Annotated in this window: 16 protein-coding genes and 8 pseudogenes; 14 read left to right on the top strand and 10 right to left on the bottom strand. The window is 59.9% G+C overall.

Features of this window, described 5'->3' with window-relative positions:
- Entirely contained in the window at positions 1-1,266 is a 1,266-nt protein-coding gene (locus E5W87_RS00620; protein ID WP_245467689.1) for a pitrilysin family protein, read from the top strand.
- Between the two features lie 406 nt (positions 1,267-1,672).
- A complete protein-coding gene (locus tag E5W87_RS00615) occupies positions 1,673-3,148 on the top strand; it encodes an NAD-dependent succinate-semialdehyde dehydrogenase (protein ID WP_292393054.1) in 1,476 nt (491 codons plus the stop codon).
- Between the two features lie 798 nt (positions 3,149-3,946).
- On the opposite strand, the gene E5W87_RS00610 is transcribed toward E5W87_RS00615, so the two are convergent.
- Both E5W87_RS00610 and E5W87_RS36000 read right to left on the bottom strand, forming a co-directional pair.
- Complete coding sequence (locus E5W87_RS00610) at positions 3,947-4,462, bottom strand: DUF2285 domain-containing protein (RefSeq protein WP_292393019.1); 516 nt, start codon at positions 4,460-4,462, stop codon at positions 3,947-3,949.
- A 115-nt stretch (positions 4,463-4,577) separates the two neighbouring features.
- Positions 4,578-4,748 (bottom strand): annotated as a pseudogene (locus E5W87_RS36000) (DUF6499 domain-containing protein); the annotation flags it as partial.
- A gap of 619 nt (positions 4,749-5,367) precedes the next feature.
- Here E5W87_RS36000 and E5W87_RS00605 point away from each other — a divergent pair.
- On the top strand, positions 5,368-5,724 hold the full coding sequence (locus E5W87_RS00605) for a transposase (protein ID WP_292393018.1): 357 nt from the start codon (positions 5,368-5,370) through the stop codon (positions 5,722-5,724).
- A 713-nt stretch (positions 5,725-6,437) separates the two neighbouring features.
- Positions 6,438-7,094 carry a site-specific integrase gene (locus E5W87_RS00600; RefSeq protein ID WP_292393016.1) on the top strand — a complete coding sequence of 219 codons (657 nt, stop codon included), beginning with the start codon at positions 6,438-6,440 and terminating at the stop codon, positions 7,092-7,094.
- On the opposite strand, the gene E5W87_RS00595 is transcribed toward E5W87_RS00600, so the two are convergent.
- The 3 genes and pseudogenes from E5W87_RS00595 to istA all read right to left on the bottom strand — a co-directional run bounded on the left by E5W87_RS00595 (position 7,057) and on the right by istA (position 9,691).
- Complete coding sequence (locus E5W87_RS00595; RefSeq protein ID WP_292223182.1) at positions 7,057-7,689, bottom strand: hypothetical protein; 633 nt, start codon at positions 7,687-7,689, stop codon at positions 7,057-7,059. The two genes, E5W87_RS00600 and E5W87_RS00595, sit on opposite strands and share 38 nt — an antisense overlap.
- A 192-nt stretch (positions 7,690-7,881) precedes the next feature.
- A pseudogene (locus tag E5W87_RS00590) lies at positions 7,882-8,169 on the bottom strand (ATP-binding protein); the annotation flags it as partial.
- Positions 8,129-9,691: pseudogene (gene istA / locus E5W87_RS00585) on the bottom strand (IS21 family transposase). The pseudogenes E5W87_RS00590 and istA, both read right to left, overlap by 41 nt.
- Before the next feature lie 273 nt (positions 9,692-9,964).
- Here istA and E5W87_RS00580 point away from each other — a divergent pair.
- A complete protein-coding gene (locus E5W87_RS00580) occupies positions 9,965-10,306 on the top strand; it encodes a hypothetical protein (RefSeq protein WP_292223184.1) in 342 nt (113 codons plus the stop codon).
- Positions 10,307-10,401: 95 nt separating this feature from the next.
- Positions 10,402-10,557 (top strand): tyrosine-type recombinase/integrase, encoded by a 156-nt coding sequence (locus E5W87_RS00575; RefSeq protein ID WP_292223187.1) that lies wholly within the window; start codon positions 10,402-10,404, stop codon positions 10,555-10,557.
- A 333-nt stretch (positions 10,558-10,890) separates the two neighbouring features.
- Here E5W87_RS00575 and E5W87_RS00570 read toward each other — a convergent pair whose 3' ends face one another.
- Positions 10,891-12,207: a type II toxin-antitoxin system HipA family toxin gene (locus E5W87_RS00570; RefSeq protein WP_292223190.1), complete on the bottom strand. Its 1,317-nt coding sequence runs from the start codon at positions 12,205-12,207 to the stop codon at positions 10,891-10,893.
- The gene (locus E5W87_RS00565; RefSeq protein WP_292393013.1) at positions 12,197-12,535 is read right to left on the bottom strand and encodes a helix-turn-helix transcriptional regulator; all 339 of its coding nucleotides are present in this window, start codon (positions 12,533-12,535) and stop codon (positions 12,197-12,199) included. Before E5W87_RS00565 ends, E5W87_RS00570 begins: the two co-directional genes overlap by 11 nt.
- A 325-nt stretch (positions 12,536-12,860) precedes the next feature.
- On the opposite strand from E5W87_RS00565, the pseudogene E5W87_RS35995 reads away from it, so the two are divergent.
- From E5W87_RS35995 to E5W87_RS00550, 4 genes and pseudogenes are all read left to right on the top strand, one after another.
- Positions 12,861-13,196: pseudogene (locus tag E5W87_RS35995) on the top strand (hypothetical protein); the annotation flags it as partial.
- A 49-nt stretch (positions 13,197-13,245) separates the two neighbouring features.
- Positions 13,246-13,797 carry a M16 family metallopeptidase gene (locus tag E5W87_RS35990; protein WP_367118781.1) on the top strand — a complete coding sequence of 184 codons (552 nt, stop codon included), beginning with the start codon at positions 13,246-13,248 and terminating at the stop codon, positions 13,795-13,797.
- Between the two features lie 218 nt (positions 13,798-14,015).
- The gene (locus E5W87_RS00555) at positions 14,016-14,723 is read left to right on the top strand and encodes a hypothetical protein (protein ID WP_292393011.1); all 708 of its coding nucleotides are present in this window, start codon (positions 14,016-14,018) and stop codon (positions 14,721-14,723) included.
- Positions 14,716-15,572, top strand: a pseudogene (locus E5W87_RS00550) (aldehyde dehydrogenase family protein); the annotation flags it as partial. The gene E5W87_RS00555 and the pseudogene E5W87_RS00550, both read left to right, overlap by 8 nt.
- Here the strand turns inward: E5W87_RS00550 and E5W87_RS00545 are convergent.
- Positions 15,569-15,890 (bottom strand): annotated as a pseudogene (locus E5W87_RS00545) (hypothetical protein); the annotation flags it as partial. The pseudogenes E5W87_RS00550 and E5W87_RS00545 sit on opposite strands and share 4 nt — an antisense overlap.
- Before the next feature lie 180 nt (positions 15,891-16,070).
- Here E5W87_RS00545 and E5W87_RS00540 point away from each other — a divergent pair.
- Both E5W87_RS00540 and E5W87_RS00535 read left to right on the top strand, forming a co-directional pair.
- On the top strand, positions 16,071-16,496 hold the full coding sequence (locus tag E5W87_RS00540; RefSeq protein WP_292393009.1) for a hypothetical protein: 426 nt from the start codon (positions 16,071-16,073) through the stop codon (positions 16,494-16,496).
- A gap of 110 nt (positions 16,497-16,606) precedes the next feature.
- Entirely contained in the window at positions 16,607-17,800 is a 1,194-nt protein-coding gene (locus E5W87_RS00535) for a TlpA disulfide reductase family protein (RefSeq protein ID WP_292393007.1), read from the top strand.
- 820 nt (positions 17,801-18,620) lie between these two features.
- Here the strand turns inward: E5W87_RS00535 and E5W87_RS00530 are convergent.
- Positions 18,621-18,704 (bottom strand): annotated as a pseudogene (locus E5W87_RS00530) (transposase); the annotation flags it as partial.
- 125 nt (positions 18,705-18,829) lie between these two features.
- Positions 18,830-19,006, bottom strand: a complete 177-nt coding sequence (locus E5W87_RS00525; protein WP_292393005.1) for a hypothetical protein — start codon at positions 19,004-19,006, stop codon at positions 18,830-18,832.
- A 116-nt stretch (positions 19,007-19,122) separates the two neighbouring features.
- Here E5W87_RS00525 and E5W87_RS00520 point away from each other — a divergent pair.
- Positions 19,123-19,889, top strand: a protein-coding gene (locus tag E5W87_RS00520; RefSeq protein ID WP_292393052.1) for an IS5 family transposase whose coding sequence is annotated in 2 segments (ribosomal slippage) — positions 19,123-19,456 and positions 19,456-19,889 — 768 coding nt in all. Because the reading frame shifts where the segments join, the coding sequence is not laid out codon by codon here.
- Positions 19,890-19,982: 93 nt separating this feature from the next.
- Positions 19,983-21,018 (top strand): annotated as a pseudogene (locus tag E5W87_RS00515) (IS110 family transposase).
- The last annotated feature ends 96 nt before the right edge of the window (positions 21,019-21,114 follow it).

The raw sequence follows: 21,114 nt of genomic DNA, 5'->3' as shown, positions 1-21,114 counted from the left end.
ATGACGCTCGGCGCTCGGCCCCATGCTGCGATGAACATCCAGGAGGTGAAGTCCGAAAAGGGCATCATCGCCTGGCTGGTGGAGGACCACACAGTGGAAATCGTCAACATCGGCTTTGCCTTCAAGGGCGGCACCAAGCAGGACCCGGTCGGGAAGGAGGGGATGGCCAAACTGATGGCCGGCCTGTTCATCGAAGGCGCTGGCCATTACGACAGCGATGCCTTCCAGGTGAAGGTCGACCATTCCGGCGCCGAAATGAGTTTGGACGCGCAAAGCGACGACATCTACGGATCGGTGTGCATGCTTTCCAAAAAGCAGGACGCGGCGTTCGGCCTGCTTCGGCTCGCGCTGAACGCGCCGCGCTTCGACCAGGGGCCGATCGATCGCGTCCGCGCCGAGATTGTCTCCCGCATCGTCGGCAGCGAGCGAGACCCTAACGCCATCGCTCAGCGCAAATGGCTGCGCGCGATCTATGGCGCGCATCCTTGTTCAAGGCCGGGAGAAGGCACAAAAGAGAGCCTCCCCGGCATCACGCCGTCCGACCTCCGCGCCTTCCACCAGGCCATTTTCGCTCGCGACGGGCTCCATATTGCCGTGGTGGGTGACATTGACGCGAACACGTTGAGGGAAAGGCTTGACCAGCTGTTTGGTGATTTGCCTGAGCAACAAACCCTCGTCCCCGTCTACGATGTCGCGCCGAAACTCGGTCAACTGGTGGAGGAGAACTACGACCTGCCGCAGACTTCGCTGACGTTGGCCTGGCCTGGCGTGAAGCCTAGCGCGCCGGATTTCTACGCGGCCGTGCTGCTGAACGACATCCTTGGCGGCTCATACTTGACTTCCCGCCTTTACGAGGAGGTACGTCAAAAACGCGGCCTTGCCTATCACGTCAGCTCTGAACTAACCCTTGACTCGCTTCTGGTTACGACAGAGACACGCTCGGACTGCGCTGCCCAAACACTGAGCATCGTGCGAGATGTGGTAAAGCAGATGGCGCAGCAAGGACCGACCGGGGCCGAGCTCAAGGCGGCGAAGAAGCACCTGATCGGCGCCTATGCCATCGACCAACTGGGCTCGACCCGCTCGATTGCAGACCGGCTCCTGGATTTGCAGATTCACAAGGCCGACGTCGACTACAACCAGCGTCGCGCCCGCAGCATCGGTCGGGTGACGCTCAAACAGGTCAAGGCGGCGGCCAAAAAGCTGCTTTCGGCCGAGCCCGCCATTTTGGTGGTCGGCCCGCCGCTGGGCGGCAAGGATGAGTAAAGAAACTCATCTCACCTTCCTTCTTCATCGGGGCTTCTCGTGGGAAGAGCGAATGTGGAGGCCCGTGGGCCAAGCAGATCATGCAGACGCGCGGAGTCGTTTTCGCCGACCTTGCGCGGCATTGGCGGTCCGGCGGCCTCTCGCCGAAATGGCGCTCCTCAGCATGTATGCCGCCTTTTGCAGAATACACTCGCACGCCACCAGCAGGCAGCGGGTGGATGAAGCAAACATCCGGCTGCTCAATCCATCAACTGATGAACCGCGGGCACTCAAACTAACGGAACTGTTGTCGTATGTTTGGTCTACCAACTGCTTTGCCGAGGCCCTAGGACGAACCCGCTGGTGCAGAATACACACCGACGGCCTGTCGACCTGGATGTTCGCTGCGTTGAGGAGGAATCCGGTATTGCCCCTGTGCCTGCCGATGATCCGCCGTCTGAAATCCCCGCACCTGTTTGGAGCCATCGACCGCCTGCCGGCACTTGGCAGACCGGTTGGCAATAAGACGTTCGAGGTCGTCAATCCGTCGACCGGCGAAGTTTTGGCAGAGCTTCCCGATATGGGCGTGGAGGAGACACGTGCTGCGGTAGACAAGGCCTATGTTGCGCAGTCGGGATGGGCCGCGTTGACTGCCCGAGAGCGCAGCGACGTTCTTTGGCGATGGCATCAGCTGATCATCGACCATGCAGGCGATCTCGCCGCGATTCTGACTGCGGAAATGGGCAAGCCGCTTGCCGAAGCCATGTCAGAGGTATCGCATGCGGCGGCGTATCTGCAATGGTATGCCGAGGAGGCCAATCGCGTCTATGGCGAGACGATCTCGGCACCCTCGACAGACCGCCGAATGCTAGTGATCAAGCAGCCCATCGGCGTTGTTGGCACGATCACGCCATGGAATTTCCCGGCCTCCATGGTGGCGCGCAAGATCTCGCCGGCCTTGGCTGCGGGCTGCACGATCGTGCTCAAGCCCGCTGAACAGACGCCGCTCGTGGCTGGCGCAATGTTCGCCCTTGCCCATCAGGCCGGCTTTCCCGATGGCGTAGTCAACCTGATCTATGCGTCCGAAGGTGATCGCGTCGGCCGTGAACTCTGCACCAATTCCAAGATCCGCAAGATCAGCTTCACCGGTTCGACCGAGGTCGGGCGGCTGCTGATGCGTCAGTGCTCTGACCAGATCAAGAAGGTTAGCCTTGAGCTCGGCGGCAACGCACCTTTCATCATCTTCGATGATGCCGACATCGACGCTGCTGTTGACGGTGCGATCCAGGCGAAGTTTCGCAATGCCGGCCAGACCTGCGTTTCGGCGAACCGTATTTACGTCCAATCGAGCGTTCACGATGAGTTCGTCGAGAAGTTCGTGGAGAAAGTCCGGCACTTGTCGGTTGGCGACGGATTCGGTGCCGGAGTAGACATCGGACCGCTCATCGACAGGCATGCTCTGGCCAAGATCGAGTCTCACATCGCAGATGCCATTGCGAAAGGCGGCACAATACGATGTGGGGGCCAACGTATCGGCAAGAATGGCACGTTTTTCGAACCCACGGTCCTCACCGAGATTTCCAGCGTCATGGCAGTCGCGCAAGAGGAGACATTCGGGCCGCTGGCGCCGATCATTCGCTTCAACGATGCGGACCAGGTCGTGCGCGAGGCCAATGACACGATCTACGGCCTCGCCGCATACTTCTATGCCTCAAACCTGAAGCGGGTCTGGCGTGTGGCAGAGGCTCTGGAATATGGCATGGTTGGCATCAACACGGGACGCATGTCCTCGGAGGCGGCACCGTTTGGCGGTATCAAACAATCCGGCATCGGGCGGGAGGGTTCCCGCCATGGCCTCGAGGACTATCTGGAAATGAAATATCTTTGCATGGGCGGGATTTGAAACCTGCTGCACTGTCTCTCCGCCCACCGGGGGGCGGCCTGCGGTCAATGCCGCCACCTAATTTGAAGTTCAAACGCCGTTGACCTGAAACACGGATGCCCGGCAGGAGACTGAGCTCGCTGCCGGGCCGGACATGCCTTGGGAGGGCATAAGTCAGCGCTCCTAGGGCCGATGGGCCACTCAGTACGTGCGCCTTTTGCCGATTGCGTTGCATGTGCCGTGCCAAGGCAAAAAGCATCGATAAACAGCCGATGGATCAGCTTCTGCCCTGTCCGCACTCTACATTGTGGGATATTCGACAATGCCCAAGCCGTTGAATCGTCGTGTTGCAGATCCCAGACGGGTCATGATTGCTACTCGTAGGACAGTGCGCAGCAAGCGCTACCCGCTGGACTCCAGGCACACCATTTCCATAATCAAGCGGTGGGTGCGATGTCTGACCGAGCTGTCGGTCCAGGGGACAGTGTTAAGCTTTAAATCCCTCCATACAGTTGCACCTTCAACGATCGCCGGTCCAACAGGTCTGCATGCCCGGACTCAAAGGATCTTGGCTGCTATGGCGACATTGCGGTGCACGCTGCTTTCCGACCACTGATGTGGGTCCAGGTCGAGGCCGACCCTAATGAACCACCGCCTTGGCACCCTCGCCGATTCTCATTTCGGCATCGACAAGCTAGACACTAGAGCGCACCTTGCAAGGCGCCATGCAGTCCTCCTGTCGGCCGGCGAACTGTTGGTGACGGGTACAGCTGCGAGCGAACGTTCATCCACCGACGCACAAGCGCGGACTGTCGCTTTTCAAATTAGGAAATCTCTGTAACCACCATTCATGAGCGCGCGGCCACGCGAGACGGCCCGACGGATGCGGTCGCGCAGATGATCGCGAGGATCCGCCCAGTCGGCATGGACGCGCCGTTGACCGATGAGAACCCCGGCGAGCTCGCGATGTGGTGCTCCGGCGAGCGAACCGTCGAGCGCACGAAGAACGAAGGACAAACGGACGCCGCGCTTTTCCGGCGCAAACAAGCGGGGGGGCAATTGTTGCCCTAGACTGAGAGCATTGAGGCACTCCAGTCCCCTCAGTCGATGCTTTAAAAGCACCGCGGGCCAGATGGCTTGCGTATGCAGGCAAACAGGGTGGAGGATATTCGCGCCCGAGACGGCGAGCTGCAGCGCGTGGTCCGCATTGCGAAGAAGAACATGCTGGCTCTTGTCGGGCGCCAGAAGGACGGTTGCACGACAGGGCAATGCCGAGAGTTCGAACGGCGGTGTCGGCGACGAGGCAGGCAACCATTCCGCAATGACCGGCAGCACATGGACGCACCAGAGCGGACACCAGAATACGACCGAAGCGCGGCCACAAGACTCCGCGAAACAGAACACCCCAGCGTGACAGGTCGCCGGCCGACGCGACCATATCGAGAAAGGGCTGGAGAGACCAAGTCTTGCAATGCTGGCGCGCAGCGGTCAGATCGCGCTGGAACGCCGGGTTGCGGCGTAAGAACTCCCAAGCCCACTCCCGCAGCGTCAGGCCAGCGGTGTAGTCGTATGATCTTTCATCCCGCCAATCGGCCTGATCCGCGCCAGTCAGGAGATTCATGACTGACACCCCCTGCCCGCGCCCGCGTGCGTCGAAACATTATGCCACTTCGCAAAGCACCGGCGAAGGCAGCAGACGTCGAAGGCACCTTTTTGTTGAAGCGTGCGGCATCGGCACTGGCGACGACACAAGATGTGCCCAAATTGCCACCAGACCGTCGAACGGGCACAGCGACGGCCAGCGCGACCTGGGCACGCCAAGGGAATTGATTCCGTAACGGTCATCGGCTCCTGCGTCGCGATCCAGACGTCCCTTGAAGGCGCAGTAGCGCGGCAGTGGATCGCACGCTGCTTGTCGGCAAGTTGTCGTAGCGGCGGCGCCATAGGCACGGTCATCGGAGGGTCTCCTGCGGCAAGTTTTCGCCATTGGAGGCCAATCTCCCCGCTATGGCAGCCTGTGCAGTTGCACAGGTGAAGCGGACCAATCAGGGGGGAGCTATGGCGGAAACTGGGTGATGACGGTTTGAGGAGAGCGGCGTATCGAGGCGGGTGATGAAGCCTGCCAGTACCTCTCAAGGAGAGCGATACGCCATGAACGAGACTATCAACATTGTTCGCCTTCGTCAGCCCGACGAAATCGGTGATACCCTGACGGATGTACTTCGCAGCGGCGCGCGCAAATGCTTGCGCAGGCGATCGAGATGGAATCCGAGGCGTATGCTAAGGCGGTCGACTGCCTGACGAAAGATCAGAATGCGTCGCTGGCGTTCTACGATTCCCCCGCCGAACACTGGGATCATCTGCGAACGTCCAATCCCATCGAAAGCGTCTTTGCGACCGTTCGCCACCGCACGGTACGTACCAAGGGCTCGCTATCCTGGAAAATCGCCCAGCTGATGGTCTTCAAGCTGGTCATGGCCGCGGCCAGGACGTGGCGACGATTGAAAGGACAAAATCAGTTGCCGAAACTCATCGCAGGTGCCAGGTTCCTGGACGGAATCGAGGTCATCGAAACGAAGCCGCAGAGCGCCGCTTGATCAGCCTCGTCACCCAAATTCCAGCATAGCTCCATCGGAACTGCCAGCCTTCCTTGCCGATCAGGCGCAGATCAGCGCTGACGATACCGAGGACGGCGACGGCGATCACCTCCAGGCCGCCGAGTAACGACCCTCAAAACACCGCGCTGGGCCCGGCCGTCCCATCGGGCCTTTTCTGTTTCTGGACAAGGAGCAAACATATGTCCGCAAGCGACATTTACGAGAATGCCCCACTCGGGAAGCCTGATCAACTATGGCGATCGTGCCCCAAACCGCTCGCCCGACAGGACCGTCTCATGAACGCCCTTCCCGCACGAGCCGCCGGCATTCCGGCTGGCTTCCCCGATCAGACCGCGTCCGACCGGACCAGCCGCGCCACCCGGATTCTGCATGCCGCCGACCAGATCACGCCCTTTCTCGAACGGGGTCGGCCGATCGGCGCGAATGCAAGGGAGCGGGCTTTGCAAAGACCGGCAAGGCAGAATGGGATTCCTGGGAACTGGTCGAGGCCAACCTGAACCGGTATCTTGTGCCTGCCCTCGGGAGTCGCTCTATCCACCATGTGACCGACACCGACATTGCTAACATCACCAAGAAGATCGTCGCCGGGGGTCACCCGCAAGCGGCTAACACGGCCTTCTGGTATATGCGGGCATTTTTCAACTGGTGTCGCAAACCGCCGCAACGGCTCATCGCGGTTTCCCCGCGAGGGATTGGAAAATCCGGTATCCGGCCCCGATCGTCAAGCGCAAGCGAGTGGTGAACGATGCCGAACTGGCGGCTATATGGACGGGCGTGAGCCCGAACCGGGCGATATCGGCTATTCGTTCGGCTCCATCGTCAAGCTGCTCATGCTGACCGGACAGAGGCGTACGGAAGTTGCCGCGATGCGTTGGTCTGAACTCAACCTTGAAGCCGGAACATGGGAACTATCGAGTGACCGCACGAAGAACGAAGAGCCTACGCTTATTCCGCTGTCCACACTGGCGGTGTCGGTCCCCCAGTCGGTACCGAAGACCAATGACACGTTTGTTTTCCCTGCGAGGGGCAACGAAAGAAGCCACTTCTCAGGCTACGCGAAGGGCAAGAAGGCTCTAGACGGCAAGGTCAATATTGACGGGGTGGCTTTGGAGAACTGGACCCTTCACGATCTGCGCAGGACGCTCGCGACAAATCTCGGCAGGCGGCAGGTATTGCCACACGTCATCGAGCACATACTGAATTACAAGGCGGCGTCCCTGACACACATAGGCGAAATCTACAATCTCTATACCTACGTCAAGGAGAAGCGCGAGGTGTTGCAGATGTGGTCAAATCACATCGAATGGCTGATCAAGCAGGCGGCGGAAATGGACCCTCTGGCGGCGTAGCTACTGGCTTGGGCGGAAGATGCGGCGCAACAATCGTCAGAGCCTCATCGAATTGGAGATCATGCTTGACCAGCAAATGCGCGGCCAATGCTTCGATGGCCGACCAGTGATCGAGTACTAGCCGGGCCGTGCGATCTTCGATCCGCTTCCAACCGGGGCGGCGCGGCATCAGGAACCGCAACTCACCATAGATTCGCTTGGCCTCCGCGTAGTCGCTGCTTCCCTCATTCGCGTCGGACGCATTCATCGCCATATCGAACGGGTCCAGATAGCCTTCGAATGCGGATTCTGCAAAAGGACCTGCCAGATACGCAACTATCTGCCGGATCGCACGATCGCGTTCCAAATATCGATCCATATCGTCCTCGAAAATCGGCTTTCGCTTCGAGGTGAATCCTTGCGCTGAATAAAAAGCCTTGCTCATGACAACACCAAGGTAATCTCCGTCACCGGGGTCGGGGTAAATACTAACACTTGAGAAAGCAGGGAATTCACGGTCGTCGTCGAACATCTGACGCTTCAAAACGATGGCGGCCACCGCGTGCCCGGCTTCGTGGTGCGCCACAAGCGGGAGAGGTTCGGAGGCTACATTCATGGGGTGCGGCTCTCAGGTCTAGTTTGCTTTTGCGCATAGGACCGCAACCGTCGTGCCAACTGGGAAAATCGTTTCGGACAATGCGATCGCTCCGATAGCGTTGTGTCTCCTGTCTGACATGGTTGGGAAGTCGACACGCGCCCGTCGCAATGCGGTCGACCTTCCGCGCGAGTTGGGTGACCCGTGAAGGCGGCCGACCAGGACGATGTTGCGCTGATCGGCGACGAAGGCGCCGCCGGGCGAGATCGCGCATCAGGGGTTCGGTGACCGGCGTGTCGGCGAAGTCGAAGTCGTCGATGTCCTTGGCCAGCGGCAACTTGGCGACGGCGAGTGGTATTTGATGGAGCGGGCCTGCTTCTCCGATATCTCGGCTTGCAAGAGATCACCGACGATCCTGGGCGGCTCGTGCCGTCGCTTGATGGCGACGCCCATGATCTCGTCATAGGCGCTGCGCATCCCGTAGAGCTTCAGCGCCCCCATCAGTTCCAGAACCTCGGTGCGTTTCCGTTTGTCCTCCTGAGACTGTCATAGCGGGCGCAGTCGGCGACCGGCTCGTGAGCCAGCGTCAGGGCCTGGGGAATGGAAAGGATCGTGCCCGGCGCCGGATCGCGGCTGCGGGCCAGGATGTTGAGGATCACCGCCGCCGAACAGACGCCATGCTCGAGCGCTTCCTGGCAGGCGCTCTCGACCGCGCTCAATCCGTCGGTCAGGACGCAGGTGAGGATCGACACCATCTGCCGGTCGCCGTCATCGGCCGCCCCTAGCTTGCGGCGCACCTTCTCCATGGCTGATGGCAGAACCCATTCCCGGAAAGGCGCGCCGTTGCGCAGGCCGTCCGGTTTGCGGGCCAGCACCGGCACGTAGTGCCAGGGATCGTAGACGACCTCGTTGCGGCCGAAAGAGCGTGCGTGCTCGCCGACGACCGCGCGATCCTGGCGGATGACGATGCGGTCGGCATAAGCATGGATCTCGACCGGCCGACCGACGGCGCTCGACAGCACCGAGTATTTGTTGTTGTCGAAGCGCACCGTGCAGGTCTTCGACACCGACGCGGGAATGCAATGGTAGCCGTCGAAGCGACCGGCATAGGGAATGAAGCTCGCGCGTTCTTCTTCGAATACGTCCCAGATCGTGCGCTCACCCTGTTCGGGATGCCGACGCGCCTTGGCATTAGGCAACGCATTTGTCGTCCAGCCAGCCGTTGAGATCCTCCAACGTCTTGAAGCGCAGCCTCGGTGTGAAGAAGCGCTCGCGCACCAGCCCGACCTGGTTCTCGACTTGCCCCTTCTCCCAGCCGGCCGCCGGTGTGCAGGCCTCCGGCTCGACAAGGTAATGCCCGCACATCTGCGCAAAGCGGCGGCTGTAGCGGCGGTCCCTGCCGATGAAGATCGCGTCCACCGCCGTCTTCATGTTGTCGTAGATGCCGCGCGTGCAGGCGCCACGGAAGAAGGCGAATGCCCGGTCATGCGCGTCGAACACCATCTCCTGCGTCTCGCGCGGATAGGCCCTCACGAAGAACATGCGGCTGTGAGAGCCGCATGTGCGCGACCTTCACTGTCACCGTCACGCCGTCGAGCAGGACGATCTCGTGACTCCAGTCGAACTGGTAGGCCTCGCCAGGTGCAAAACTCAACGGAATGTAGGCCTCGGCCACGGCGCTGCCGCGATCCGCCGCCGAGCTCTGCGCATGCCGCCACCCCGAACTGTAGCTGCCGTCATAGCCGAGGCCGCGAAGCTCCTCGAAGATCCGGATCAGCGTCAGCCGCTCCCGCTCCGGCTTGGCCGCATTCGCCGACAGCAGCCGGTCCAGCGTCTCACGCCAAGCTCCCATGCGGGAATAGGGCTGGTGCTTGCGCTCGTAGCGGAACTCCGTCTCCTCAGAACGCAGGACCTTGCGCACCACCTTGCGCGAGATCTTCAGCTCACGGCAGATCGCTTTGATCGACTTCCCCTGGACCAGCGACAGCCGACGTATCTTTGCAATCGTCTCCAAAACCAACATCCAAAACACAAATGTCTCCGATCAAACCGGAGGCATCTTGATGACCCCATCGTTAAGGGGTCCCGTTTGGACGAAAATCACCCCTTAAACAGCGTCCTCATTCCACGAAAAATCGATGCACTACCTTCCAAAGCTGAGAGAGATCGCCACCGACCGCTTTGAAGGGGCTTTCGGCGGTCTCGTCAGCGAGGTTGTGGCATGAAGAAACATCAATCCATCGCATTGGGCCGAAGCATGCCACGGGCTCATGCCGCGGAGAGCGGGAAGATATTCTTGAAAGAAGCGGTCTCCGACATCAATACCGACAGGATCGGCAGCTTTCTCACGTCACTTGAGGTCGAGCGTGGCAGTTGCGACCCGCAATGCAAGGCTGGCGGCGATGCATACCTTTGCGCGGTTCCTGATTTCGGAGCACCCCGAATATATGGAACGCTGCAACTGGTGGTGACACTTCCCTTCAAGAGGGCGCGCGGGTGGCACCTGTCGAATATCTCGATGAGCCCGGAAATCAAGAGCGTCCTGGCGCGTATCGACCGCCGCACGCCTTCTGGACAGCGGGATTACGCGCTGTTCTCGCTGATGTTCAATACGGATGCACGAGTTCAGGAATCCTGAATCTCGATTTTGTGACCTTCGTCTGGTATCGCCCTGTCCCGCCGAGCAAAGCAACGCCCCCCCCCACACTGCTGACCCGGTTCGGTGTTCGATACTTGCTGCGCAAACATGTTGATATGGCTGCGGGCGAAGGAACCACCCTGGCGGAAAAAAGCATCCATCACTCTTTGCGGCACACGACGGCCATCCACCTCGTCAAGGCGGGTGTTGACATCGCCACCATCAGTCAATGGCCAGGCCACTCGGGCTGAACTAACGATGCGCTACGCCCAGGCCGGTATCGATATGAAGCGGCAAGCGCTCGAACAAGTCTTCCCCGACGTGATGTCATCGGCAAAAGATCAGACGATCATCGCTTTGATGGCGGGATGTTTGGCTGGCTGCACCGCTTGTAGACGCTCAGTTATGGGGAGTTGTATCGCGGGAAGTCGCGCGGTTTTGCGGTGTCAACTCCACATCTTTCCGCAGTGCACGTTGTCACTGTTGAAGAGCCGTTTGTTCATGTCTTCGTCCTGGCACGGCAAGGGTTGTCCATATTGTGGGCGTCTTGCGCTTGCCGAGCTTGTCCGAAATCCAGCGCCGGATCAGGCGTGAACACTGTTGCGTAGTTCGTCAGCCAGAGCGCGGAGAACGTCGGCGCTTCCTTCCAGCGCCGTAAAAGCGTAGGGATTGAGGAACTGTCGGCCCCAGAACAGATTGCGATCTGTGCCGGATAGCGTAGCTTCCTCGCTGACACGCGGCCAATTCTCCGCAATGCATCGGAGCTGGCCTTCAACAATCGCAAGAGCTTCCGGCGCGCTGAGCAGGAAGTGATGCGCGGCTTCAAGGCAGGACGCGATCCGGCTCATGCGGTTATTGCCGCTGATGAGCATGGCCTGGCTGGCCTCCTGGCCACTGCGGGCCTGCGGACAAATATCGTAAGCAGGCGCGAGGGTGAGCTTAGCCCCGTCCCAGAATGCCGCATGGTTGCGGGCATGATCGTCGGTGTTGCCGCAAAGTATGTTGAAGACAATGCGGCTGAACAACTCGCGCAGAGTTTCCGACGGCGCGGTGAATCGGTGGCGAATGATCTCCGCCAAATCCTGGTAGCTGGCGTAACGCGCCATCATCTCATCGAGCGCGAGCATCGTCAGCGCTGAGACCATGGATTTGCGTTGCCAGCCGCCCGTGACCTTGATCCGGTCGAATCGCTCGACGAGCAACACGTCCTTGCCTGCGGCGCGAACGAGCGAGACGGATGCCGCTCTGATGCCGCACAAGGCGGCAAGCCGCATGGCTATGAATTCTCCTTTGACGACGCTGTAAAGGTCGGCAGACGAGGAAAATTTCGCGACATGCTTGATGGCGTCGTCCTCGATCAGCGCCTTTGGCCTTGCGCCGCCGATCGAGCTGCCGTGATGCAGCGCCTGGTCTAATTCGGGGGTGAGCGGAATACCTTTCTCTACCCGCTCCGCCGATTGGACAAGCTCTTCGAGAGTGGCATTGGCCAGTGCGCGCGGCTCGTAATTCGTGGGCGAAAACTGAAAATCGAGCGCGCCGATGCGGTCCGAGCCTGATTCCAGCAGGAACGTCAGTTCTGAAATATCGAGCCGCGCGATTTCATCGCCCTTCACACCGAATTTGCGGTTTAGGATAACCCGTCGTCCCCAGGCATCGGGGGCAGCATCGCGGATGCATCCCGGCATAGTTAGGCCAGGAAGCAAAGGCAATTCGCCTGCCTTCAGGGGCAGTTCCGGGAGATAAAGCGGGATCGCGCTGCCCAGTTCACGAAAGCTCCTGCCATAGTTGAAGCTGACGAGTCCGTCATGGGCATATAGCCGCCCGGCGACAACCGGCGCGGTCTCGCCCGGCAGCCAGACCCAGACATAGGCTTCGTCGTACTTGGGGACCTTAGAACTCATCGACGATCTGCTTGCTGGCCTTGTAGACGTGCTTCGGCAGCAGCGCGATGCGATCGTCCATGCGGCCTGTGAGGGCTGTGATGCCCTTGCCGTCGGCATCGAACAGCTTCACACCGACAATGGCAGCAGCTTCGAACATCAGTCCGATTTCGACTTTGGGATCGCCCTTCTCGATGCGCTGCAGGGTGCTGCGTGAAACACCGATTCTCTCGGCTAACTCCTGTGCGGTTAACCGGTGCTGCATCCGGCCCAGCCGGATGGTCTTACCGAAAAGGCCAAGCGCTTCCATCGCGTAGCGCGAATAGGTGCGTTTATGCGCTGCCGTCATTCGGGTCTCCGTGACCTATGCATGATCCATATCACCATCTTTCGACCTTTATATAGGTAATGTCGCAGAGCGAATGCCAAAGTCAAGACTCCGTATCGTATGACCCAATCCCCCTGATTCGACTTTATATGCAGCAAGAGTTCGCATCACGGCTACGTTCGGAAAGCGAGGTAGAATGCGACGGGAGACGCAAGCGTTACACGTCCGAACAAGGTAGGCGAATATTGCCTACGGCTCCTGCACAACCGGCCAGCTCTGCGCGCCTCGGGCGAGGCGGAGATCTGGCGCTGGATCGCGGACAGCCTTGAGACGCCTCGCATGAGTCATTCGATGGGCGGTCCCTGGTGCGAGGCCGAGGCGCTCGACTGCTGGCCGACATCCTCGGCGGCGGGACTCGCAGCCGGCTATACCAGCACTTTTCGACCGCATACGCGCCCAGCTTCTCTCCGAAATCATTGCCAATGAGCGCGAACCTCACGCGATCGCCGAGCTGGCCTGGCGGCGCGGAATCTACGGCGTATTCGAGACCGCCCAAGGGAGCCTGACCAGCGTAACGCCCTCCGATCTAAGCGCCTTCCACAAAGCCGCTTTCGCCCGCGACGGGCTGCATGTGGCGGTCGTAGGCGACATAGATGCCAAGGCCCTGAGAGCAAGGCTCGACCAGCTGTTCGGCGATTTGCCTCAGAAACAGGCGCTCGCCCCCGTACCTGATGTCACCCCGAAGCGCCGAGCGGACGCAGGTCGCATACGCCCTCCACCAGACTTCGCTCCAGCTGGCCTTTCCCGCCATTGGACGCAACGACCCGGAATTCTACGCGGGACAGCTGATGAACGATATAGTCGGAGGCTCACGATTTACCTCACGTCTGTTCCAGGAAGTGCGCGAAAAGCGCGGCCTTGCCTACGGTGTCTCGTCCAGCTTGGAAGGCTACCAGCATTCCAACATGCTTGTCGTGACGACGTCGACGCGCGCCGACAGGGCGGCCGAGACGCTCGACCTGATAACACAACTAATCAACGAGCTGGTGGACACAGGCCCAACAGCGGCCGAACTCGAAGCGAGCAAGAAGTATCTGATCGGCGCCTATGCTATCGACAATCTGGGTTCCTACAGGTCGATTTCCGCCACGCTTGTCGGGTTGCAGCTCGACAAACTCGGCATGGACTACATCCAGCGCCGCCCGGCCCTCATCGAGCAGGTGATCCTCGACCAGGCAGGGCGGCGGCGAAGAAGCTGCTTTCGGCCGGGCGTTGGCCCGTGACAGCGAATAATCCCACGCTCTACAATAGCTGAAGGACTCGCCGAACTACGTGTGGCTGATCCGATTATGGTGTGGCAGAATGAACGCCTTGAGACTGCCTGCGCGCCCTCGCAGACCAGGTTCTCTCCCGTGATTCGATTCCCGCCCCGAAGAATGCCGTCGTTCCGAGAAAGTATTCTAACTTTTGCGTATACCAAATACGGGAAAGTTAGAAACTCTTGAATATGATGATTATGCTAGCTTTCCCGTATCTCAGATACGGGAACTTTAGAAATGGCCCTTCACCTCGTTGGGAAAACATCGATAAAACCCGCAGCCACTATCAGGCTGAAACGGGCAAGCTCGTCCAGTTAATGCGCGGCATCTATCTCGATGCCGGGGAGGATATCGAGGCCATGATACTCAAGCACGCCATCGCCAAATACCTGTATCCCAACGCTTACCTCTCGGCGGCGAGCGCTGTGCTTCTCGGCCCGACCCGGGATGGCCGCCTGTTCCTGAGCGGGCGACGAATACAGCGCACGCGCTTGCGCTTGCTGGAAATCATTCAGAACGCAGCTCCCGACCACCCATCAGTCGCTCAAGCGGTTGTCGATGATGGAATGGGAGAATTCCGGATCGACGTCTCCTCGATGCGCCAGCGCTTCCTCGAAGCTTTCCGCCTGCGCAGCGAACACGCGGCATCCATCGGCGAGACGATGCGCGAGGCAATCGCGAACCGCCTCATAGAACAATACGGCAGCGCCCAGGGCGCTGCCGACGCGACATGGGCGCTTGCCGGCGCGAACCAGCGGTATCGCGAGGGCGAGCACGCCGAGCGCTTTTTCCTCCGCCCTCCACTGACCACAGAACCCGCACGCAACGAAGCCGCGCTCGATCTGATCGTGGCGTGGCACGGCTTCGCGCAGCAAGCCGGCTTTTCCTGACGTCGTCGTCAACCTGGTCTATGCGACCGAAGGTGGTCGCGTGGGGCCGCGAACTCTGCTCCAATGCCAAGGTCCGAAAGATCAGCTTTACAGGCTCCACCGCGGTTGGCCGACTGCTCATGCGCCAGCGCTCGGACCAGATCAAGAAGGTCAGCCTCGAGCTCGGCGGCAATGCGCCCTTCATCGTCTTCGATGACGCGGATATTGACGCTGCGGTTGACGGCGCGATCCAGGCGAAGTTCCGCAATGCCGGCCAGACTTGCGCGTTTCATCGAACCGGCTTTACGTCCAATCGAGCGTTCACGATGAGTTCGTCGAGAAGTTCGTGGAGAAAGTCCGGCACTTATCGGTTGGCGACGGCTTCGCTCCGGGAGTGGACGTCGGACCACTCATCGACATGCATGCTTTGGCCAAGATCGAGTCCCACATCGCAGATGCCGTTGCCAAAGGTGGGATAATTCGATGCGCGGCCGAACATATCGGCAAGGATGGCACCTTTTTCAAACCCACAGTCTTCACCGAGATCTCCAGCATCATGGCGGTTGCGCAAGAGGAGACTTTCGGGCCGTTGGCGCCGATCATCCGCTTCCACGATGCGGATCAGGTTATCTGTGAGGCAAACGACACGATTACGGGCTCGCCGCCTATTTCCATGCCTCGAACCTGAGGCGTGTCTGGCGCGTGGCCGAGGCATTGGAATATGGCATGATTGGCATCAATACGGGGCGTATGTCTTCGGAAGCGGCGCCCTTTGGCGGCTTGAAGCAGTCCGGCATCGGGCGGGAGGGTTCCCGCCACGGGCTCGAAGACTACCTCGGAATGAAGTACCTCTGCATGGGTGGAATCTAAATGACGTCGCCCCGAGTTTCTCCAGTTTTGGGTTCGTTTCCGGCGTGGGTTGTGCGCTGCTGGGCGGGTGAAGCGACGGGCGCTGGCGCGGAACCTTTCGCATAGCGCAGCGCGAGCGACCGTCGCGGGTTGAAGGTGGTGGCGAACTCGGCCGGTGTCTGCCAGGCGATTTGGGAGTGCGGCCGCGCGGTGTTGCAGTCGGCGCGCCACAGGCGATAGCGATGCTTGCCATGCGCATGGAATGCCATTCGACCGGTTCTGATCCGCGCAGGAGAGGATGGCGTTCGAGATGAACTCGCTGGCATTGTCACTGACCAGTGATGAGCCGGTTCAATTCCCGGGCAACCAAGTGCCCTCGACCGTGCTGAATAGCGCGCCTTTGCCATACCGGCGGATTAGCGCGGCCGACCTTACTTCGGCATGATGCGAGCAATTTCTGCACCAGGCGCGCAACGTATGCCACTCCCTCAGATCGCCCAGCGATACGTCTGGGCCTGCATGTTTGCTGCCTTCTGCGATGGCTTGCCGACACTTTCGGCTCGCCGGTGTGATGATCTTCTTCTGCGTCTTTCCCTCTCGGCGATATTGCCGTTCGGCCGTCCCGACCAAGGCCAAACCTCGGGCCGTTTTCCCGTTCCCGGGTCGAGCTTGAACGTCTCGTCGATGATGTCTCTGGCGTGCTGCGAGCTCAACGCCGAGGCGCTTGGCATCGATGCATGGCGCGACATGATTGCGGCGGTGTCGCACGGGTTCGACGGTTTGGGCTTCAGGATCGTGCGGATGGGCCACGCTTTTCTGGCGGCGCGAAACACGGGCAATGCGCGTTCAAAACCTGACAAAGGCAGAAATTTGTCAGGTTCAATCCAACCGCCATCCGGGCACTACGGAGGTTTTTCAAAGCATATTCATGCACTTGCGCGCTGAGCCCGCTGGCATGGACCTTGCAACGCTTGCAGCAGGACGGTATGCAATGGAGCAGACGAGGATGTTCTCTCCCCTGAACCGTGTGCCGTCTCTGAGAGGGAAATAAGCTCGTGCAGAAAATCCCACAACCTTTGACAACGGCTTTGGAGAACAACGTGGTGTTGCAGATCGAGTCCCCGGCTCCTTCGATTCAAGCGGAAACCTGGCTGCGTGGCGAGCCCCTCACCAGCTTCGAGCCTGGCAAAGTGTACATCGTCGAATTTTGGGCAACTTGGTGCGGTTCGTGTGTGGACGGGATGCCCCATCTGATGCAGCTGCAGGAGAAATACAGGGAAAGCGGCGTTGAGATCGTAGGAGTCGCGGCTAGTGAACGCGCTCCAACGGCCGATGAGGCCCGAAGCACGTTGGACGCTTGGTTGACGGAAAAGTTCCCGAATCTGAACTATCGGATCGCATTCGACTCGACAGGCGAAATGGACAAGCTTTGGATGGAGCCCAGCTTTTCTTTCTGGATTCCCACCAGTTTCGTGGTCGACCGAGACGGCTGCATCGCCTTTATTGGTGCACCGACGGAACTCGATGAGGTCTTGCCGAAGGTGCTTAACGGCAGCTGGCGCACCAGCGATAAAGCAAAATCCGCCGATGCGGAGCGGATCGCGGAAGGCGAACCCATAGCGCGCGAACAAGCGCTGAAGAAGCCGATCAATGACAGATATCGGGCGGCGGTGGAGAAAAAGAATTGGAGGACGGCGCTCTCGGCGATCGAAGAATGCATCGCCTTGATGCCGGACAACCTCGGTTTCCGCCGTTCTCATGTGAATCTGTTGCTTCACAAAATGAAGGACATGCAGGTCGGCTTGCCCGTCATGCGCCAATTCGTTCGCGACGCGATCAACAGAAACTCCGAGAATTGGATGGTTGCGGCGTTAGACGAGCTCTTCTTTCCGAACTATGACCATTCGCACTTTCCGTCTGCTGAGCGCTTGGCGATGGGAAAACAGCTGTCCGAACACATCCTGGCACTGAATCCCCCGGAAAGCGACAAACGTAAGCTCCTGCCCTATCGTTTGGCAGCCCTCTACTATCACGAGAGCGGCAACAAAGATCGGGCGATCGAGTTGATCGAGCTGGCACTGAAGTCGCAGGGCGGTCCGGAGCTTATCCGGGACGAAGATGAACAGCGCGAAATATCGCATTTGCTGCAGTTCCTGGCCTACTTCAAGGGTGAGAAGGTTTGTTACGGCGCTCTGTGTGCGGTTCCAAACAATGGCCGATTCGACAGCTGGTATACCGTTTGCGGCTGACCGCCAGCTTATGTGAGGGACAGAATTGGCCGGGCGGACAGCTCTTGATGCGAACGGCGCAAACCCCGCCCGGCTTGCGAAATCACCTGGGCCGCCCTTTTGGACCTAAGTCCGAAGGACTGCGGCCTTGTACGATGCCCGCCTTTGTTTAGGCGGGCTATGAGCTGAGCTACGGGTTTTGCCCGCTACTAACCGTTCGCCAGCCTGGCGCAGGTGCCTCTCAACACCTCCACCACACCAAGGTTTCATGCCGGTAGCGAATTCGATCTTGGCGGCATGGCCATTAAGCACATGGGAGGGCCTCGCTGGCGGCATGCCTGTGATCTGGTACTGCAGCCCACGCTTGCCTCCGCCAGCGGTTCGATGAGGCAGCCTGTCGCACAATTGATATGAGGACTTCAATGCCGGAACACCGGCGCCACCCTCAATTCAATAAATGAGGTGTCGCGTACCACGGTTGGCTGCTTGATCCAGGCAATTCAGGCCGCCGTCATCCTCAATGAGGTGACCTCGACCAGAGCCTCGGCCTTGAATGGCATGATGCAGGTGCATGGGATGCGGCCACCGTCATTTTCGTCTTGCGACCGCTTTGCGGCTTTATCCAACACGCCAAGGACCACACTGTCGACAGGCGGGCGCGAGCTTGGCGCCTAGGCGTCCACGTCAACAGATTCTTCTGACAATCGGGACTTGTACGATCACCCCAGGGGGGGCGAGAGCCCATGACGATCATCGTCGCGCCGGCCGCGATCTGAAGCAGGCGTCGGCGCGCCTCCCACCTATCTTCAGGCGAGGCTTCGGTGAAAGACGCCGATGGCGGAACGACAAGAAGGCGACGGATGTAGGGATCGCCTTGCTTGCTGATCCGCCCGAGCCGATCCTTTCCTCCCACAGCATTTCTAAGTTTCTCAGCTCGCCGGAACACGTCGGCGGCCGATGTCGCGCTCCGGGGGAGCTCTATTCCTTTTTCGAACAATATCAGATTTGTCGCAGAACTGAGTGAATAGGATCTCGTCCACAAATCCATCATCACTCTTCGCATCGGCGATCACTTGAGAAATCTTCTTTCTTCTTTCTTCTTTCGGCGCTAAGCTTCTCCAGCCAGCGGCCCGGCGTTTCGAAGCGTCTCCCTATCGCATCCGCCATGGACATCTCGAATGCTGTCACGAGAGCAAAGAGCGCTGCTCGCACTGGCAATTTCTGCATGTCTGAAATGCTGACGAGACCTTCGATCTGGCGTCAGGAAACAACTAGGGTCAGGACCCATTAAATTGTTGAGTTGAAGGAGCGATGATGATTCAAGGTGGCTGGAGGTGGCCACCATGGGTGATTTGTTACTGCTGTCGCCGACGCAGATGCGGCGGATCGAGCCATTCTTTCCACGCTCGCACGGGGTACCTCGGGTCGATGACCGACGGGTGCTGAGCGGGATTCTGTTCGTGATCCGTAATGGGCTGCGCTGGCGGGATGTGCCGGCCGGCTATGGTCCGCACAAGACGATCTACAACCGGTTCATTCGCTGGAGCCGGCTGGGTGTGTTCAACCGCATTCTGGCCGAACTCTCGGCCCGGGGCGGCGGCACAGACAAGCTGATGATCGATGCCACCCATCTCAAGGCGCATCGCACGGCAGCCAGCCTGCTCAAAAAGGGGCTCTACCCCGATGTATCGGACGGACCAGAGGCGGTCTGACCACCAAGCTGCAGGTGGTTTGCGACGACCAGGGACGTCCGTTGCTGCTGCACCTGAGCGAAGGCCAGGCCAACGATCACAGAACCGCCGCTGCCGTGCTCGACGAACTGCCACCTGCCCGCCATCTGCTGGCCGATCGGGCCTACAGTTCCACTGGCTTCCGCGAGGCGTTCATCGGCAAGGGCATCACACCCTGCATCCCGCCTCATGCCAAGCACCGTGTCCAGCACAGCTATGATCCGCTGCTCTACAGGCAGCGCCACAGGATCGAGAACATGTTCGCCCGCCTCAAGGACTGGCGACGCATCCACACTCGATACGACCGATGCGCGCACACATTCTTGTCAGCAATCGCCTTCGCTGCAGCGTTCATCGTCTGGATCAATGAGATGCTGTAACGGGGCCTGCGTCGTGCGCTGCCCGTTACCGATTGCATGCTGACCGGTTGCCGCCGACGCTCCCGTATCTGATTCTGACAGGAGGATTACGGGATGAAACTGTTCATTGGGTTGGATGTCTCACTCGCCGAGACTGCGGTCTGCATTGTCAGCGAGCACGGCAAGATCGTGAAGGAGGCTGAGGTCGGCAGCGATCCCGCGGCGCTGACGCAATTCGCGCTGGAGCAACAGGGCGAAATTGCGATGATCGGGATGGAAGCCGGGCCGTTGTCGCAATGGCTGCACCGTGGGCTGACCGAAGCCGGCCTGGAAGTGGTTCTGATGGAAACCCGGCAAGTGAAGGGTGCTCTGAAAGCCATGCCGATCAAGACAGACCGGCGCGATGCTGAAGGTATTGCCCGGCTGCTACATTTGGGCTGGTTCCGGCCAGTCCATTGCAAGTCGGTGTCTGCCCAGGAGATCCGCGCACTACTCGGGGCGCGCAAATCCATCCAGCAGGGCGTGATCGCTCTGGAAATGTCCTTGCGCGGGTTATTGCGGAACTTCGGCTTGAAAGTCGGCGCAATCTCCAAAGGACGGTTTGATGCTCGCATTCAGGAACTGGTTGCCAGCAACACTACGCTGGTGGCGGCAACCGAGCCGATGCTTCGCGCCCGTGCCACCCTCCGCCATGAACTGGCGCGACTGGAGCGGCATGTGCGCAGCCTAGCACAGGACGACCTGACCTGCCGCTTGCTGATGACCATAGCCGGCCGTTCGCGCGGTGGTCGCATTGACCTTCAAGTCGGCCGTGGATGATCCGGCTCGGTTCTCGTCGTCGAAGAAAGTCGGCCCGTGGGTCGGCCTCACCCCTTCACGGCAGCAGTCCGGCGAGCGCGACGTGACAGGCGGTATCACCGAAGCCGGTGACGCCCATTTACGCCGCGCCTTATGCCAGGCCGCAACCGTCATGATGAACCGGGGCCGTGGGTCGTGGTTGCGGACATGGGCCTCGCGGGTCGCGAAACGGCGCGGCACCAAGCGGGCCATGGTGGCCTTGGCGCGTCGGATCGGTGTGATCCTGCATCGGATGTGGCTGGACGGAAGAAACTTCCGCTGGGAAGGAGCGCCAGAGCCGATCCATGCATGAGCTAATCTCCGTGTTGATGTCTGCCTGAGCGCAGACCTGCGAGGTCCCCGACCCGGGACGTGGTCCCGATGACGCCGCGGTCTGGACTGATGCCGC

This window comes from Mesorhizobium sp. (assembly GCF_004962925.1).
Lineage (GTDB): Bacteria > Pseudomonadota > Alphaproteobacteria > Rhizobiales > Rhizobiaceae > Mesorhizobium.
Note: the sequence above shows the minus strand (reverse complement) of the source record. Positions and strands in the feature narration are given on the sequence as shown.